We start from the raw sequence: 15,262 nt of genomic DNA, 5'->3' as shown, positions 1-15,262 counted from the left end.
CTAGGTCAAGGATAGCTTTCGCGCCGCAATAAAAAACGGGAGGCATCCGGCCTCCCGTTTTCAAAAAATTAAGAACTTAAGGTCAACTTAAAAAATATATTAAGCCAGAGCGCCTTTAGCCGCTGCTACCAGCGCACTAAATGCAGTTTTGTCATGTACCGCGATGTCGGCCAGGATCTTACGATCGATTTCGACAGAGGCTTTCTTCAGACCGTTGATGAAGCGGCTGTAAGACATGCCATTTTGACGCGCAGCAGCGTTGATACGTGCAATCCACAGTTGACGGAATTGACGTTTACGCTGACGACGGTCACGGTATGCATATTGACCGGCTTTAGTTACAGCCTGTACCGCTACGCGATAAACGCGTGAACGGGCACCGTAGTAACCTTTAGCTTGCTTTAATACTTTTTTGTGACGAGCACGAGCGATAGTACCGCGTTTAACTCTTGCCATTATTCAGTCTCCTCTCGTTTAAGCGTACGGCATCATGCGTTGGATCAACGCTGTATCCGAATCATGAACCAGTTTCTTGCCACGTAAGTGACGTTTACGCTTAGAACTCTTCTTGGTCAGGATGTGACGCAAGTGAGACTGCTTGCTTTTGAAGCGGCCTGAAGCGGTTTTCTTGAAACGCTTCTTGGCACTGCTGTTTGTTTTCATTTTAGACATTGCTAAAACTCCGCATTTTAAGTTTCGGACATGTGTCCGTATTTCAACTTAGTAATCAGGTGAACGGTGATGAGTCGTTACTTGTATACCTTAATTACCGCTTAATTGGGGCAAGCACCATGATCATCTGGCGAGCTTCCACCCTGTCCGGGAAGGATTCGCAAGTGGCAATGTCTTCTAAATCCTTTTTAATTCGGTTTAGTTGATCAATGCCGATCTCTTGGTGGGCCATTTCACGTCCGCGGAAACGAATCGTTACTTTGGCCTTATCACCCGCTTCTAGAAAGCGACGCAGGTTGCGCAGTTTGACCTGGTAATCGCCTTCATCAGTGCCAGGGCGGAATTTAACCTCCTTGACCTGAATTTGCTTCTGCTTTTTCTTTTGCTCTTTCTGAGCTTTGCCCTTTTCAAAGAGGAACTTGCCATAGTTCATGATTTTGCAAACAGGAGGGGCGGCATTTGGGCTGATTTCCACCAAATCCATATCTGCGTCTTCTGCCATACGGGTTGCTTCTGCGATGCTTACCACACCTACCTGCTCACCATCGGCTCCAATCAAACGAACTTCACGCGCTTCGATTTCTTCGTTAATACGGGCTTTATCTGACGACTGACCCTTGTTACTCGCGCTTTTAATAGGCTATTCCTCCAAGATAATTAATCGATGATTTTGGTGTTGTACTGCTCTTTGAACAGTTCCACTACCTGTTCGATAGTGAATTTACCTAAATCTACTCCACGGCGTGTACGCAATGCGACCTGGCCTTGAGCCATTTCCTGGTCGCCCACGACCAGCATAAACGGTACCCGCCTTAATGTGTGCTCGCGGATTTTAAAGCCAATCTTCTCATTTCTCAAGTCAGACTTGGCGCGGAAGCCTTCATCACGTAAAGTTTTTTCAACTTTGCGGGCATATTCAGCCTGATTATCGGTAATATTAACGATTACCGCTTGCTGAGGCGCCAACCAAAACGGGAAGAATCCGGCGAATTCCTCGGTTAGAATGCCGATGAATCGCTCCAATGAGCCCAGAATCGCACGGTGAATCATAACCGGCACTTTACGCTCACCGTCTTCGGCCACATAAGTTGAGCCCAAACGGTTTGGCATAGAGAAGTCCAGCTGTACGGTACCGCACTGCCATGCGCGGTCTAAGCAATCATGCAGGGTAAATTCAATTTTCGGCCCGTAGAACGCGCCTTCACCCGGTAAGTACTGGAACTCAATACCTTTACTATTCAGCGCTTCGGCCAGTGCTGCTTCGGCCTTATCCCAGATTTCATCTGAGCCAACACGCTTTTCAGGGCGGGTAGACAGTTTGACCACAACTTTATCAAAACCAAAGGTTTTGTATGTGTCATAGACCATATCAATACAGCCACCGACTTCGGCCAGAATTTGCTCTTCGGTACAGAAGATATGCGCATCATCCTGGGTGAAACCACGCACACGCATCAGGCCATGCAAGGCACCACTTGGTTCGTTACGGTGACAGCAACCAAATTCCGCCATACGTAATGGCAGATCGCGGTAGGATTTCAAACCCTGATTAAAGATCTGTACGTGACCCGGGCAGTTCATGGGCTTAATTGCATATTCACGCTTTTCAGACTCAGTCGTGAACATGTTTTCCGCGTATTTGTCCCAGTGACCAGATTTTTCCCACAGGCTGCGGTCCATCATCAATGGCCCTTTTACTTCCTGATAGTGGTATTCACGCAGTTTTTTACGGACAAAATGCTCCAACTCGGTGTAAATCGTCCAGCCGTCGTTATGCCAGAACACCATCCCAGGCGCTTCTTCCTGCCAGTGGAACAGATCTAACGTTTTACCGATTTTACGGTGGTCACGCTTTTCAGCTTCTTCCAGACGCTGCAAATACGCGCTCAATTGCTTTTTATCAGCCCAGGCCGTGCCGTAGATACGCTGCAACATTTTATTGTCACTGTTTCCACGCCAGTAGGCGCCCGCTACCTTCATAATTTTGAAGTGCTGGCAGAATTTCATGTTCGGTACGTGCGGACCACGGCACATATCGATATATTCTTCGTGATGGTACAAACCCGGACGATCATCTTTGCTGACGTTTTCATCCAGAATTTCCATCTTATAGCTTTCGCCACGGGCGGCGAAAACATCACGGGCTTCCTGCCAGCTGACCTTTTTCTTGATAACGTCGTAGCTGGTTTTGGCCAGTTCGTTCATGCGCTTTTCTAGCGCATCCAGGTCGTCCTGCGACAAAGACTGTTCCATGTCGACATCGTAATAAAAGCCGTTATCGATAACCGGACCAATCGCCATTTTGGTATTTGGCCACAACTGTTTAATTGCATGACCTAATAAGTGCGCACAAGAGTGGCGGATAATTTCCAGGCCTTCCTGATCACGGGCAGTAATAATTTGCACGGCAGCATCATTTTCAATCAGGTCACATGCATCGACCAGTTCGCCATTGACCTTACCGGCAATAGTGGCTTTAGCCAGACCTGGGCCGATATCATTGGCAATATCCATGGTAGAAACGGAATGGTCGAAATGACGCTGACTGCCGTCAGGAAGAGTAATTACAGGCATGATTGTTCCTATACAGTGGTGACACAAACCAAGTGCCACATGATTTAAAAAATAAAAAAACACCCGCGCGGGGTGTTTTTTCCGGCTGATACTGTCAGCCGACGCGATGCGCGAACTATATCAATCCCCATGCACTTTGCCAACGACAACCCGCTATGCTGACTATACTTTGCGTCGACATTTTGCGGGGTGCTTATGTGGCAGTCGATTTATCAGCAATTAAATGACGTGTTGGGAAAAGAACAGGCCTGGTCAGCCCCACAACCGGTTGGCGGTTCGCAGCAGCATTTCCATTTAAGTGGCAACGCGCATCACCTGTTTATAAAACTGGCATCACGTAAAGAGCGCGATCGCCTCGAAGCTGAATATCGCGCCCTGCAAATACTCAATACCACCCCTTGCCCTCAATCTCCGCAGCCACTAATGGTCGGCAGCAGTGGTAAACGTAGTTTCATCGCCATGCAGTATATCGATTTGGTTCATCATGGTGACTGGGCGCAACTGGGCGCTGCGATCGCAAAGTTTCATGCCAGTCAGGCGCAACGGCAATACGGCTGGCAGGAGGACAATTTTATCGGCCCTACCCCACAAAAAAACGCCTGGCATAACAACTGGGCGATGTTTTTCGCTGAACAACGGGTTGGCTTTATGCTGCAACTACTTAAAGAGCGCGGCGTTGAATTTGCAGATATTCAGACTGTGGTGAGCAACGTACACAAGTTATTGTCTGGCCATCAGCCTGCGGCCAGCCCATTGCATGGCGATTTATGGTCTGGCAACGTGGGATTTTATCAACAGCAGGCATTTTGGTTTGATCCTGCGTTTTATTTTGGCGATCGTGAAACCGATATCGCCATGGCTGAATTATTTGGCGGCTTTCCCCCGGCGTTTTTTTCGGGATACAACCAACAGTGGCCTTTGACCGAAAGTTACCAATGGCGCAAGCCGGTTTATCAGTTATATCACCTGCTAAATCATTGTCTGCTGTTTGGTGACAGCTATCACAGCGCAACAACCCTGATTATTGATAATCTGCAGTAGTCCGAATTCCCCTGTACTGAGTACAAAGGTACACTTAGTGCAACCAGTACAAATAGTTCAGATACAAATCAACATGTTAGATATCACCAACAAGGTATTTTTACTCACCGGTTCGGCAAAACGCTTAGGCAAAGCCAGCGCACAATTGCTGCACAGCCAGGGAGCGCGGGTAATCATTCATTGCAACCAGTCCCGTCAGGCGGCCGATGAATTAGCCCAGCAACTTAACAACCAGCGTGCCGACTCCGCCAAAGTGGTGCAGGCGGATATCACAGAGATCGCCAATATCGACGCTCTCGCCCACAGTGCACTGGATTGTTTTGGTCAACTTGATGGGCTTATCAACAACGCATCAACCTTTTACGCCAAGCCTTTCGGTGACTATGACAATAGTGACTGGCAATCGCTGGTCGGCAGCAATATGCAGGGACCCTTCCTGCTTAGTCAGGCGCTGGCCAACGAACTCAAAGCCAGACAAGGGGTGATCATCAATATGATTGACATCCATGCAGAACGCCCACTTAAAGGCCATACTCTGTATTGTATGGCCAAAGCGGCGCTGGCAATGATGACCAAATCGCTGGTTTTAGAGTTAGCGCCCCATGTGCGGGTTAATGGGATTGCCCCCGGTGCAATTCTGTGGCCGGAACAAGGCATGGAAATTGAGGTCAAACAACAGGTAATGGCCAGCATTCCATTGCAACGGCTCGGAAACGAACAGGATATTGCCGATGCGGTGAGCTTTCTGGTCAGGGCGGCTTACGTAAACGGTCAGATATTGGCGGTGGATGGAGGCCGATCACTTAATTAAGAGGAGTTTAAGATGTCACTTCCCTCTAAGACCATTGAATGCCCTAACTGTGGCCACCATATGCATGTGGAATTTGATACCAGTAACGGTGACCAGGATTACATTGAAGATTGCAGTAACTGCTGCAATCCCATCCATCTGACCCTGCATATCGACGATCAACATGGCAAAATCCAGTTAATGGTGAGTTCTGACGACGAACAGATTTATTAATCCCAAAGTAGCGCTTACCAGGTTATTGCGCGGTCTGGGCAGATCGCTTGCGCTGCTTTGTTTAGTTGGATTAGTCGCCTGTCGGCCGGCCGGGTTGTCAGAACGCCTGATAGACTATGCCAACAGACTCGCAACAACACAGGATGTTCAGCCACCCGGCATTTCACCGCCCAGGCTGACGTTGTCCACCCTACCCGTGATAGCTGAAGCAGACGCGCTGCAAATCACCCTGTCTGACTTTCATCAACTCAAGGGCTGCGCCGCGCAGAGCCTGATAGCCGAGCGCAATACCACCTTGGGAAAATTGCAGGCTCCATCGCAACGCTTTCTTTACCAGCGAGCCTTGCTGGAAGCATTAGGTACCTGCCAAACAAGTAATTCCGACGACACCTTGGTAAAAAAGCTCGCCGGCTGGCAACAGGATCTGCAGGCTCGCCAGCCCTATTCAATTGCACGCCTAGTTGATCAAAGCCGCGAAATCACCAATAGCCTGACGAACAGCGGTCAGGGTATCGTCAGCGAGGAAAGTTATTCAGCTTCATTAGCGGCCTTTTCTTATCTGGCCAGGGTCGTCACTCAACAGGTTAAAGCAGATAGCAAAACGCTGGAGACGCATTTACAGCAGATTGACCGGCAACGTTTGCCAAAACGGCTTTACAACCAATTCAAAATGCAGGCTCATTACCTTAATGCGCTGAATGATTGGCAAAACAATCTGACATTTACTTGCCCAAACGGACGTGCAGGCAAATCGGTGGAATACGCTGTAAACGTATTTAATCGCTATTTTATTCAGGGTATTCAGGCAGACGCCGGTCAGGCCAACCAACTCTATTACACGCTGATGCCCACATTAGAAACGCTTAAGTCGGTTGAGCTGGTGTCGCCAGAGTTTCGCACCAATATTGACGCGATTACGCTGGCTTTTAACGCCAGCCAACAGGCGATTAGGGAGCACGTCACCTTTTGGCAGGATGTCTATCGCCGCTGCGAAATTAAACCCGGCAAGCGCTGAACGTTCAGAAAACAAGCAAACGGCGTGAAACTAAGGAAAAAGCACTTGCACCGGCCAAACGGCATCGCTAATATACGCCCCGCTTACCGCTTCGGTAATTCCAATACAGTGCGTCCGTAGCTCAGTTGGTTAGAGCACCACCTTGACATGGTGGGGGTCGGTAGTTCGAGTCTACTCGGACGCACCAATTTCCTTATATAAATCAATATCTTATACAACGATCTGGTGCCCATTACGGTGGGGGTCAAACGATCTGCTGTCCCGGTGCCCAAACGGTGCCCAACGCCCTTTTCCGCACTTGCCGATTTCGGCCAAAAACTGACCCCCAGCCAGATGGGCACATAATGTTATTGTAAGAAAATTTCAATTTTTTGGGCGATTGGATCTTTGGCGAGATTTAATTCGGTTTTGAATATAAGTTTTCTGGTAACAAAAAAGGGACTCTCGTCCCCTTTTTAAAATTTTTAACGGTTAAACTCGCCATGCAGGCCTAGTCATCATCGATAACACTTTTTAATTTCGCTATCAGTGATTTGAATTTCCGGCATTTGGTTGTCGTGCTCATATCTTTAACATGGGCGCTGGGTGCAATCCCCAAACAGGCTTCTAATATCTCGATAGAACGTTCATCGAGTTTTTCAACGCAGCGCTCCAACGCAAATCTCGTCAGAAAGCTTCCGGTTTCTGGTTCAAGGTGGACGGGCAGCTCATCATGATCACAATAAGCAAATTCGTCTTTCATAAAGTCGGCCATGCGCCATCGTATTCGATTACTCGCGTAGCTAAAAAACTGAACCCCGAGTGTGTGACCATATGTTTTGGCACTGTCTATTAGAGCGATTCTGGCGATCTGCATCAGATCGTCGAAATAATTAGGATAAGTGCAAAATCCGTGAACAATCAGCACTTATTCCAGGTCTGTCCAGCAACTGATCCAATCATAACTGGCAGTGACGTCCAAGCAGATTCAGCATCGACAAATACCTTAATTTGTAGGTCGTGAAATTATCAGGTAATAGATTAGAGAAACAAGGTTACTTTAACCCTCTGTGTGGAGGTGAGTACTTTTGTTAACATCATTCGTTGGACGGTACTTATTTAAGTCTAATGTGGATGTTCCGGACAAATTTTGAACGCAACAAAAGGATTAGAAATCACTAGAGACTGCGTAGTCGATTCACGTCGGCTAAGCTATTGTCATCAAAAAATGGCTAGTTTTGATGAGAATACACATCTTATTTCAATCATCGAGTACTCTGCCGTTCGCACCTTAAGTCAAAGGGCCTCTTAAAATGTTCTAGTTGGCAAGCGGCTGACGCCTGTCCGGGGGGTAACAAAAAATGAATCAAAAAGCAGAGAAAATACACTGCTAAACGCGGTAGTAAAGTTATGGATCTCATTTCAGGCCAGATGTACTATGAATCATTAACTTAATGATTCATATATTAAAAATTGTGCCCAAAAACTTATGAGTGTTCTGCGCTAGCAAAGATGTCATTAAACGCAATGCGTTTATTGAAATAAAAATACATAACAAGCTTAGCGTGGGGCACGCTAAATAGGGATATAGCAATGTGGTCCGATAAAGAATCAAAAATCGATTTTCTGAACTTCAATGAAACTGCCGAATCAATCAAAGACCTGATCACTGAAAAAAATCTTATGCCAATAAGTGTTGGTGTGTTTGGTGATTGGGGGGCAGGTAAATCAACAATTCTGGAACTGACAAAGTCTGCCCTTGCAGATGACGAGGAAGATTATATCCAAGTCAGTTTCGATGCATGGATGTTCCAAGGTTACGACGATGCCAAAGCAGCATTATTAGAGACAATCGCTACAACGCTCGTCAAACGAGCCGAGGCTGATAAAAGCTTAAGCGCGAAGGCCAAAGACTTTGCTAGCCGAGTTAACAAGATCAGACTTATGGGACTTTTAATGGATGCAGGAGGCCTCATAGCAGGGGTTCCGACATTTGGCGGGTTCCAAAAGCTTTTTGGAATGTTCAGTGGCGGAGAAAATGGTGAGTATGATTTCGAAGATGTTAAGAATGGAGTTGAAGGCGCGGGAGAGGTGGCCAACAAAAACAAAGACCTTTTGAGCGAAAAAAAGGATTTCTCTCCACCTAAAGAAATCAAGGAATTCAGAAAAGCGTACTCTGATCTTCTTGCTGAATTTGGTAAGCCCTTGATTGTCTACGTTGATAATTTAGACCGTTGCTCGCCCTATAACGCTATTTCAACGCTAGAAGCTATTCGCCTTTTCTTATTTCTACCCAACACGGCATTTGTCATTGCAGCCGATGAAGACATGATCCGACTAGCTGTCGGTGAGTACCACAAAGGTTCCTCTCAGAGACACCAAACAGATTATTTGGACAAACTGATTCAAATTCCTATACATGTGCCGCGTCCCGGCACTTTAGAAATAAGAGCCTATCTGATAATGCTGGTTGCGCTTGATCACGGTGTCACGGGGAAACCGCTTGAGGCACTACGACATCAACTTGAACTCAATCTCAAGATGTCTTGGAAAGAAGATGCAGTCGCTATTGATGACTTGCTCGAAGGTAAAGAACTTCAGGACGTTTCTGAACTGAGGAGTAAGTTCGTTGTTGCAGAACAACTTGCGCCTCTGCTAGCTGAATCATCCAACATTAATGGCAACCCGCGAATAGTAAAACGTCTCCTTAACCAAGTAAGAATACGAAGAAAAACAGCTCTTCGACGCGGTATGCAGTTAGATGAAAAAACCATAACTAAGCTGGTAATCTTTGAGCGTTGCCTTGGAACAAGAGCTACTAATAAATTCTACCAAATGATTGATTCCGAAGATGGAAAACCGAAGATTTTGGCTGAACTTGAGGCGGACGGGGCTAACATCGACGAGATCGCTCTACCTGAAGAGTGGAAGGCCGAGAAAAACTTTCTGGCTAAATGGTCAAGATTAACGCCTAAATTTTCTGAAGTTGATTTAACCCCAGCCCTCTATCTGAGTAAAGAAAATGTGCCTATGGGAGCATTTGGAACAGTGATGTCAGGAGCAGCCCAAAAACTTGTTATGGCATTGTTGAAGCAAAGCCAACGAATAAGTATAGCAAGCAGTAAAGCAATTGAAGATACTCCACCTGATGATTACATGCCAGCAATGGATGCTTTGCTTGAAAAACTGAGACCTATAGGTGATTGGAGTAAGTGCCCCGATGGGATTTTTGGGGCAAGATTGCTCGCTGAAAAAGACGTTAGGTGCAAGGCTACATTTTTGGATTTTATGAAGCAACTACCGCCTGCACGTTGGATGACTCCAATCATCGAAGAGCTAGAAGGAGCTAAATAATGGGAACATCAGCATCATCGAGAGGACCAAAAGATAAAAATCCCCTTGTGCCGCCGTGGGCTGAAGGTGGAGATGGACTATCAATCGGTCCAGATTCTAACTCAGATGGAGACTTAGGTCTCGGAGATGGCGGAGGAGAGCAAGACAACGATGACAAAGATAATAGCCAAGAAGTTGATAACGATAAGGTACAACAGGAGATTGGTCCTCCAGATCATGCGCAACCGCCCCCAAGTAGATTCAAAAGTGCAAGACAAGCTTTTGGCAAGTATGCAGGTACTGGAGGCACAACCTCAGATCTGAGGCGCTCATTAAAGAACTACGCTAAAAAATCCTCCGGTGGCGGGAAAGGTACAAGCCGACGGTTAGCCAGTGGTATAACCGCAGGTTCAGGTTTGGTAGGAATGATGCGCGGTGGCAGTGTTACCGTGGGTGATCAAACCCTATCTCTTAATGACCTTCGTGGCCTTTCTACTGATCAAGCGATTGATCGCATTGCCTCTCACCTAGCGCCAGACAACTCTGATTCAGATTCGGTGCGCATTGCGCTGAATTACGCTTTGGAAGAAGCTCTTCCTGATACGCAAGACTTCGACCCTGCAAGTTTTACGGATGAGGTAATTCAAGACGCAATTTCTTGCTATTTAACCGACCTAATTTTTCAGGATGTTGTTACAGGAATGGGTGAAGCTTGGTTTAAAGCAGAGTTAGCGACAAAGCATCACAAAATGGAAAGCGAACTGAGGGAGCTTATAAAAGTGATAACGCAGCAAGAAATGGACAAAGCGACAAACGGCAATCCCAGTGATATCACCAAGAACAATATTAAGAAAATTCAGATTGAGGCAATATCAAAGACTGTAGAGTATTGGGAGAAATTCAATGACTGATTTTTACTTCCATCACGACCCCAATAAGCTTCCTGACTACTCTGACGAATGCCATCCGGTACAAATTTTTGATAGCCATCCGCTAAATAAGTATAAATGCAGTCACGCATCGAAAGAATTGCTCACCAAGATTAGAAAGCTTGGAGTTGCAGTGAATCCCGATGCGCTTGATTTGGTAACTATCGCAACAGCGGTGACTTCGGCGGAGACATTTGAGCCAAGAGAGAATGCGCCAAATTCTTGGTCCAGAATCTTGAACCTCCACATACCTGTCTTGGCTCCAGATAAGTGGAAAGCAGTAGCCACAAGACTTGAATCACTGTTAGGTTTCTTAACGGGCGATCAATGGAAATTAACTTTTAGCAAGTCTGACTTAACTCTACCCAAGCCAATAAATAGCAAACAGTCCAAACTTACTACGGAATCACTGAAAGGATTGAATGCGGTCTGTCTGTTCTCTGGAGGATTGGACAGTGCTGTTGGGGCAATCGATATTCTCAACGGGCAATCTGATGTGAGGCCAATGCTCGTGAGCCACGCTTACAGAGCTGATGGAGCCAAACAGCAAGACATTAAAAAACTTCTAAAGAAACCCTATGGTGAATTGTCTTACTCAATAGCCCCACAACTATCCAGTCAGGCCAATCATGCAAACGATACCAGCATGAGAGGAAGGAGCTTTAATTTTTTGGCGATGGCTGTATTGGGGATTGCGGCACTTAGAGGCGCAAATAATGATAATACTATTTCCCGGATTATTGTGCCTGAAAATGGATACATATCGATTAACCCGCCGTTAACTAGAAGGCGCATTGGTAGCCATAGCACCCGGACAACTCATCCGAACTTCCTCTCTCAACTAGAGGGATTGCTCAATGATGTTGGATTTAATATCCATTTCGTGAACCCATATCAGTTTAAAACCAAAGGCGAGATGCTAGCTGAGTGTGTCGATCAAGACGCTGTAAAACAAGCGATACCTTTGAGTGTATCTTGCAGTCACTGGCATCGAGAACATATACAATGTGGCTATTGTCTTCCATGCTTAATCCGACGAGCTTCAGTGTTTCATGCAGGCTTTGAAAAAGATGCTGCCTATGCTGTTCCTCGACTTAAAAGCATTCTGAAAGAATACGAAAAAAGAGACGACGTCCACGCGGTACAAACTGCAATACTTAGATTAAAGAAAAGTCCAGATTACATGGCTTGGTTGCGTCAGTCTGGTCCCTTGCCACAAAATAAAGAGACACGTGTAAAATTGGAGTCTACGGTGAAAAGAGGCTTGGCCGAAGTTGAAGCATTTTTGAAATCGGTCGGCCTTGCATGATGGATTTGCATTGTCATGTCGATTTGTATCCAGATCACAGTGAGGTACTTAATGACTTGAGAGAATGTAATTATTATGTGCTGTCAGTTACCACTGTGCCTTCCGCTTGGAGAGGCACAGTTAAACTCACAGAAGGAATCGCCCGTTGCAAGACCGCTTTAGGGCTACATCCACAGCTTGCCCATTTGAGAAAGAATGAACTAGCCATCTTCGATGAATTAGTATGTGAAACTAGATACATAGGAGAGATAGGTCTGGATGGTTCAAAGGGTTACATACCGTACATCGCAGATCAACTCTACGTCTTCAACCATATTCTTGAAAAGTGTACGCAGTTCAATGACAAAATCCTTTCTATTCACAGCCTCAACGCTACAGAACAAGTACTTGAGTGCTTGAAAGCTCACCCCTATGCAGGAATACCAATACTTCATTGGTTTTTAGGAACCAAAAAACAAGTAATAGAAGCAACTGAACATGGCTGTTTTTTTTCTGTTGGCCCGGCTATGTTGAATTCAAATCGGGGACTGAAAGTTGCTTCGTGGTTACCGCCTGATCGAGTACTACTCGAAACTGATGGTCCATTTGCGAAAGTAGATAATTCCCCACTATTACCCTCGCAAGCCAAGCTCGCTATTCATGAGTTGGCCTTATTGTGGAAAACTAGTACCGAGAATGTTGTTGCTCAACTTAAACGAAACATAGTTTTGTTGTTGAATAGCGGCTTAGCATGAACTTTTATTGACTCTGGCGCTTTTCTGAAACCGGCTGGCCACAAGTAAATGCTAACCCTAAACCTGCCTTAAAAAAACAACATCTGGTAAAGGCTATGCTGTTGGATTCAATGTGAGAAGGCCTTCTGACTTTCTCCCCAGATTTAGCGCCATGATTTTAATGAGATTTCCAATAAACTGAGGCCAATGGATATCTCGAAATGAAGAAACGTTACAGCGAAGAACAATCCTTAGCCTTCAAAGTACTTGTAGTTCGATTGATGACATTTTAATGTGCGACGACCTCAATTTCATTGTGCGAAAACGCTCCGGTAGCCGCATTTCTTGGTGTCGAGCGATGACAATGACATGTGTGACCGACAGTAGTGTAATTTGCCGAGATTGCAGGTTTCACACAGAATTTGCAGGTTGTTGATATCCAACGCTAACTCCGGAAATTTCGCACGGGGCTTAACGTGGTCTACGTGCAACACAGCTCCTTGTCATAGCCTGCCCCACAGCACAAACATTGGTTGCCATGGCGTTCAAATGCGCGCAGGCGCAACGCTTTCCATTCCTGCGTGTTGTAAAAGTTTGTCGCCTTGTCAGCCTGTTCTGGTAACTGGCTCTGGCAGGTAAACGACTGCGGCAGTTCTCCCGGCACATACAAAATGGCTTGTGCTCGCGCGTCTTGTTTGTCCAACCAGGAACGAATCGCTGAATGCGCGCGCTGCAAACTCTGATAGCGGGCGGTTCTGCGCTTTTGTGTGATATATGTCACCTGATCCTTACTTTATTGCCCTTTACACTTTGACGTGAAAAAGCGCCATAAGTCATCCATTAGCGCCAGGGGCCAGGTACAGGCAAACACCAGTGATGTAATCAGTTCAGCGGGTATCGAACCGTTACCTAATAATTTGTGATGATGAATGTGGGGAAACACCCACATGAAATAGCAAACCGCCAATACTGCGTATATTTGTAAAAATTCCATTTTTGCAGACTCTTCCTTGATCTGGATGATTAGTTAAACAGATAGTCATCTTTGGCTCAATTGCCAAGTTTTCTGTTCAACTTGTCGCGCATTGGTTCTGTCGTAAAAAGGTCGGTAACTACGAACAGGAGCAATTTATGCCTGACTATACCGACCTGATTACTGCTGATGAACTGGCAAAGCGAATCCGTTTTTCCAAACACTACATTAGTACTTCCTTGCGCGACTCTGTGTTTGTGGAGGGTAAGCACTACATTCGGCCATTCGGACGGCGCAATGTGCTGTATATCTGGCCTGCGATTGAGAAAGAAATGTTTGCTTACCGTGACCGACCTCACGCTGTGATCCCGATGGCGGGTGGGAAGGTGTGCCGTGGCTAGCCTTAGAGTTCGTAATGGCAAACTTTTGATGGACTTTCGATATAACGGCGTTCGTTGTCGTGAGTTAACGGCACTGTCTGATACACCGCGAAACCGCAAGCGCATTGAGAAAGTCATGAACGATATCACTACGGATATAAAACTGGGACGGTTCGTCTACTCCGATTATTTTCCGCAGGGGGCACAGCGCTTTCGGCTGGAAAATCTGGATAACGCGACCCGGGAGTATATAGAGCAGCTCAACGCCCATCTGCCCAAGTTCGAAGAAGTGCCTCATTTTGAGGAATTTGCCTGGGAGTGGTTTAGCGAAAATCAGATCCGCTGGAAAACGTCACACGAGAAAAATATAAAGCTGATACTGGAAACCTACTTAATCCCCGAGTTTGGACGCAGCAAAGTGCATGAAATTTCACGTCCAGCCATTATCAAATACCGGGCGTCGTTAGGTAAACGGCGTGCGGCCCACGATAAAGATACCGTCAGTAATGACTGGATTAATCATGTGATGACTCCCCTACGCGGAATCATGACCGAGGCGGCAGTTCGCTTCGACTTTGCTAACCCTTATGAAGATATTCCGCCGTTAAAAATTGAACGGTCTGAGATACACCCTTTGTCATTAGAGGAAGTACAGCGTTTTTTGCATCATGTACCTGAACCGTTTCACGATTACTACGTTGTGCGATTTTTTACCGGGATGCGCACTGCGGAAATAGACGGCCTACAATGGCGTTTCGTTGATTTTGAACGTCGTCAAATTGTGATTCACGAGACGCTGGTGAACGGGAAAACTGAAACGCCAAAAACCCGCGCGTCTTATCGTGCCATTCATATGTCGCAACCTGTACTCGAGGCGATGCAGCGACAGTATCAACGTTCTCGCCATTTTGATTACGTCTTTTGCAACGAAGTAGGCAATGCACTCGATCACAGGAACATTAACAAGCGCATATGGAAACCGACCTTAGAGCGGGCCAATATTCCATATCGTCGCCCTTATGAGTCGCGCCATACGGCGGCTACTTTGTGGCTAGCTGCTGGTGAATCTCCAGAGTGGATCAGCCGCCAACTTGGACACAGCACCACAAAAATGTTGTTTGAGGTTTACTCTCGCTACGTGCCAAATCTGACCAGACAAGACGGTAGTGCATTCGAAAGCTTGCTCGCAAAAAAAGGCATGATCTGACACCGAATGAATGTGAATGCGTATCCTCCAACCCTGCGTTTAATTACCTTCTTGGTACAAAAATTTGTCAAACCACGCATATGTGATATTGCCGCATCGCGTTACAAGTTTTT

18 protein-coding genes and 1 tRNA gene are annotated in these 15,262 nt (G+C 46.3%); 11 read left to right on the top strand and 8 right to left on the bottom strand.

The genetic code is table 11. The annotated features are described in order from the left end of the window. Positions 1-99: 99 nt before the first annotated feature. The 4 genes from rplT to thrS form a co-directional block, all read right to left on the bottom strand. Positions 100-456 carry a 50S ribosomal protein L20 gene (gene rplT / locus TK45_RS00755; protein WP_131256713.1) on the bottom strand — a complete coding sequence of 119 codons (357 nt, stop codon included), beginning with the start codon at positions 454-456 and terminating at the stop codon, positions 100-102. A gap of 18 nt (positions 457-474) precedes the next feature. Further along, positions 475-672 (bottom strand): 50S ribosomal protein L35, encoded by a 198-nt coding sequence (gene rpmI, locus TK45_RS00750; RefSeq protein WP_131256712.1) that lies wholly within the window; start codon positions 670-672, stop codon positions 475-477. A gap of 94 nt (positions 673-766) precedes the next feature. Then, positions 767-1,309 (bottom strand): translation initiation factor IF-3, encoded by a 543-nt coding sequence (gene infC / locus TK45_RS00745; protein ID WP_131256711.1) that lies wholly within the window; start codon positions 1,307-1,309, stop codon positions 767-769. 20 nt (positions 1,310-1,329) lie between these two features. Beyond that, entirely contained in the window at positions 1,330-3,246 is a 1,917-nt protein-coding gene (gene thrS, locus TK45_RS00740) for a threonine--tRNA ligase (RefSeq protein ID WP_131256710.1), read from the bottom strand. Positions 3,247-3,441: 195 nt separating this feature from the next. On the opposite strand from thrS, the gene TK45_RS00735 reads away from it, so the two are divergent. The 5 genes from TK45_RS00735 to TK45_RS00715 all read left to right on the top strand — a co-directional run bounded on the left by TK45_RS00735 (position 3,442) and on the right by TK45_RS00715 (position 6,513). Next, positions 3,442-4,287 carry a fructosamine kinase family protein gene (locus TK45_RS00735; RefSeq protein ID WP_131256709.1) on the top strand — a complete coding sequence of 282 codons (846 nt, stop codon included), beginning with the start codon at positions 3,442-3,444 and terminating at the stop codon, positions 4,285-4,287. 82 nt (positions 4,288-4,369) lie between these two features. Further along, on the top strand, positions 4,370-5,098 hold the full coding sequence (locus tag TK45_RS00730; RefSeq protein WP_131256928.1) for a pteridine reductase: 729 nt from the start codon (positions 4,370-4,372) through the stop codon (positions 5,096-5,098). A gap of 12 nt (positions 5,099-5,110) precedes the next feature. Further along, entirely contained in the window at positions 5,111-5,311 is a 201-nt protein-coding gene (locus tag TK45_RS00725; protein WP_131256708.1) for a CPXCG motif-containing cysteine-rich protein, read from the top strand. A 94-nt stretch (positions 5,312-5,405) separates the two neighbouring features. Further along, complete coding sequence (locus TK45_RS00720) at positions 5,406-6,326, top strand: DUF3080 family protein (RefSeq protein ID WP_165490669.1); 921 nt, start codon at positions 5,406-5,408, stop codon at positions 6,324-6,326. A gap of 110 nt (positions 6,327-6,436) precedes the next feature. Beyond that, positions 6,437-6,513: transfer RNA gene (locus TK45_RS00715), tRNA-Val, on the top strand. A 303-nt stretch (positions 6,514-6,816) separates the two neighbouring features. On the opposite strand, the gene TK45_RS00710 is transcribed toward TK45_RS00715, so the two are convergent. Further along, positions 6,817-7,233, bottom strand: coding sequence for a hypothetical protein (locus TK45_RS00710; RefSeq protein ID WP_131256706.1), 417 nt, complete (start codon positions 7,231-7,233; stop codon positions 6,817-6,819). A 665-nt stretch (positions 7,234-7,898) separates the two neighbouring features. Between TK45_RS00710 and TK45_RS00705 the strand changes: the two genes are divergently transcribed. Genes TK45_RS00705 through qatD form a run of 4 tightly spaced genes read left to right on the top strand, consistent with a single transcriptional unit; the run spans position 7,899 to position 12,610 of the window. Further along, on the top strand, positions 7,899-9,659 hold the full coding sequence (locus TK45_RS00705; protein WP_131256705.1) for a P-loop NTPase fold protein: 1,761 nt from the start codon (positions 7,899-7,901) through the stop codon (positions 9,657-9,659). Continuing rightward, positions 9,659-10,549, top strand: coding sequence for a hypothetical protein (locus TK45_RS00700; protein ID WP_131256704.1), 891 nt, complete (start codon positions 9,659-9,661; stop codon positions 10,547-10,549). Before TK45_RS00705 ends, TK45_RS00700 begins: the two co-directional genes overlap by 1 nt. Then, positions 10,542-11,876 (top strand): Qat anti-phage system QueC-like protein QatC, encoded by a 1,335-nt coding sequence (qatC, locus tag TK45_RS00695; protein ID WP_131256703.1) that lies wholly within the window; start codon positions 10,542-10,544, stop codon positions 11,874-11,876. Before TK45_RS00700 ends, qatC begins: the two co-directional genes overlap by 8 nt. Continuing rightward, positions 11,873-12,610, top strand: a complete 738-nt coding sequence (qatD, locus tag TK45_RS00690; protein ID WP_131256702.1) for a Qat anti-phage system TatD family nuclease QatD — start codon at positions 11,873-11,875, stop codon at positions 12,608-12,610. Before qatC ends, qatD begins: the two co-directional genes overlap by 4 nt. A 290-nt stretch (positions 12,611-12,900) precedes the next feature. Here the strand turns inward: qatD and TK45_RS16450 are convergent, their stop codons facing one another. From TK45_RS16450 to TK45_RS00675, 3 genes are read right to left on the bottom strand one after another with little or no spacing between them, the layout of a single operon-like run. After that, a complete protein-coding gene (locus TK45_RS16450; protein WP_131256701.1) occupies positions 12,901-13,083 on the bottom strand; it encodes an HNH endonuclease in 183 nt (60 codons plus the stop codon). After that, complete coding sequence (locus TK45_RS00680; protein WP_131256700.1) at positions 13,071-13,370, bottom strand: hypothetical protein; 300 nt, start codon at positions 13,368-13,370, stop codon at positions 13,071-13,073. The genes TK45_RS16450 and TK45_RS00680 overlap by 13 nt, the downstream gene beginning before the upstream one ends. A 12-nt stretch (positions 13,371-13,382) precedes the next feature. Then, positions 13,383-13,583: a hypothetical protein gene (locus TK45_RS00675; RefSeq protein ID WP_131256699.1), complete on the bottom strand. Its 201-nt coding sequence runs from the start codon at positions 13,581-13,583 to the stop codon at positions 13,383-13,385. A 137-nt stretch (positions 13,584-13,720) separates the two neighbouring features. On the opposite strand from TK45_RS00675, the gene TK45_RS00670 reads away from it, so the two are divergent. Next, complete coding sequence (locus TK45_RS00670) at positions 13,721-13,963, top strand: hypothetical protein (RefSeq protein ID WP_131256698.1); 243 nt, start codon at positions 13,721-13,723, stop codon at positions 13,961-13,963. Continuing rightward, a complete protein-coding gene (locus TK45_RS00665; RefSeq protein WP_371414244.1) occupies positions 13,941-15,149 on the top strand; it encodes an Arm DNA-binding domain-containing protein in 1,209 nt (402 codons plus the stop codon). The genes TK45_RS00670 and TK45_RS00665 overlap by 23 nt, the downstream gene beginning before the upstream one ends. Positions 15,150-15,262: the final 113 nt, after the last annotated feature.

It is taken from the genome of Bowmanella sp. JS7-9 (assembly GCF_004329715.1).
GTDB classification, from domain to species: domain Bacteria; phylum Pseudomonadota; class Gammaproteobacteria; order Enterobacterales; family Alteromonadaceae; genus Pseudobowmanella; species Pseudobowmanella zhangzhouensis.
The sequence above is the reverse complement of the archived record's forward strand: the minus strand, read 5'-3'. Positions and strand labels throughout refer to the sequence as shown.

What these genes read in the sequence shown, in the direction of transcription:
- thrS (WP_131256710.1), bottom strand. Translation starts at nt 3,246, where the DNA reads ATGCCTGTAATTACTCTTCCTGACGGCAGTCAGCGTCATTTCGACCAT.
- qatC (WP_131256703.1), top strand. Translation starts at nt 10,542, where the DNA reads ATGACTGATTTTTACTTCCATCACGACCCCAATAAGCTTCCTGACTAC.
- TK45_RS00675 (WP_131256699.1), bottom strand. Translation starts at nt 13,583, where the DNA reads ATGGAATTTTTACAAATATACGCAGTATTGGCGGTTTGCTATTTCATG.
- TK45_RS00670 (WP_131256698.1), top strand. Translation starts at nt 13,721, where the DNA reads ATGCCTGACTATACCGACCTGATTACTGCTGATGAACTGGCAAAGCGA.
- TK45_RS00725 (WP_131256708.1), top strand. Translation starts at nt 5,111, where the DNA reads ATGTCACTTCCCTCTAAGACCATTGAATGCCCTAACTGTGGCCACCAT.
- rpmI (WP_131256712.1), bottom strand. Translation starts at nt 672, where the DNA reads ATGTCTAAAATGAAAACAAACAGCAGTGCCAAGAAGCGTTTCAAGAAA.
- TK45_RS00700 (WP_131256704.1), top strand. Translation starts at nt 9,659, where the DNA reads ATGGGAACATCAGCATCATCGAGAGGACCAAAAGATAAAAATCCCCTT.
- TK45_RS00705 (WP_131256705.1), top strand. Translation starts at nt 7,899, where the DNA reads ATGTGGTCCGATAAAGAATCAAAAATCGATTTTCTGAACTTCAATGAA.
- qatD (WP_131256702.1), top strand. Translation starts at nt 11,873, where the DNA reads ATGATGGATTTGCATTGTCATGTCGATTTGTATCCAGATCACAGTGAG.
- rplT (WP_131256713.1), bottom strand. Translation starts at nt 456, where the DNA reads ATGGCAAGAGTTAAACGCGGTACTATCGCTCGTGCTCGTCACAAAAAA.
- TK45_RS00735 (WP_131256709.1), top strand. Translation starts at nt 3,442, where the DNA reads ATGTGGCAGTCGATTTATCAGCAATTAAATGACGTGTTGGGAAAAGAA.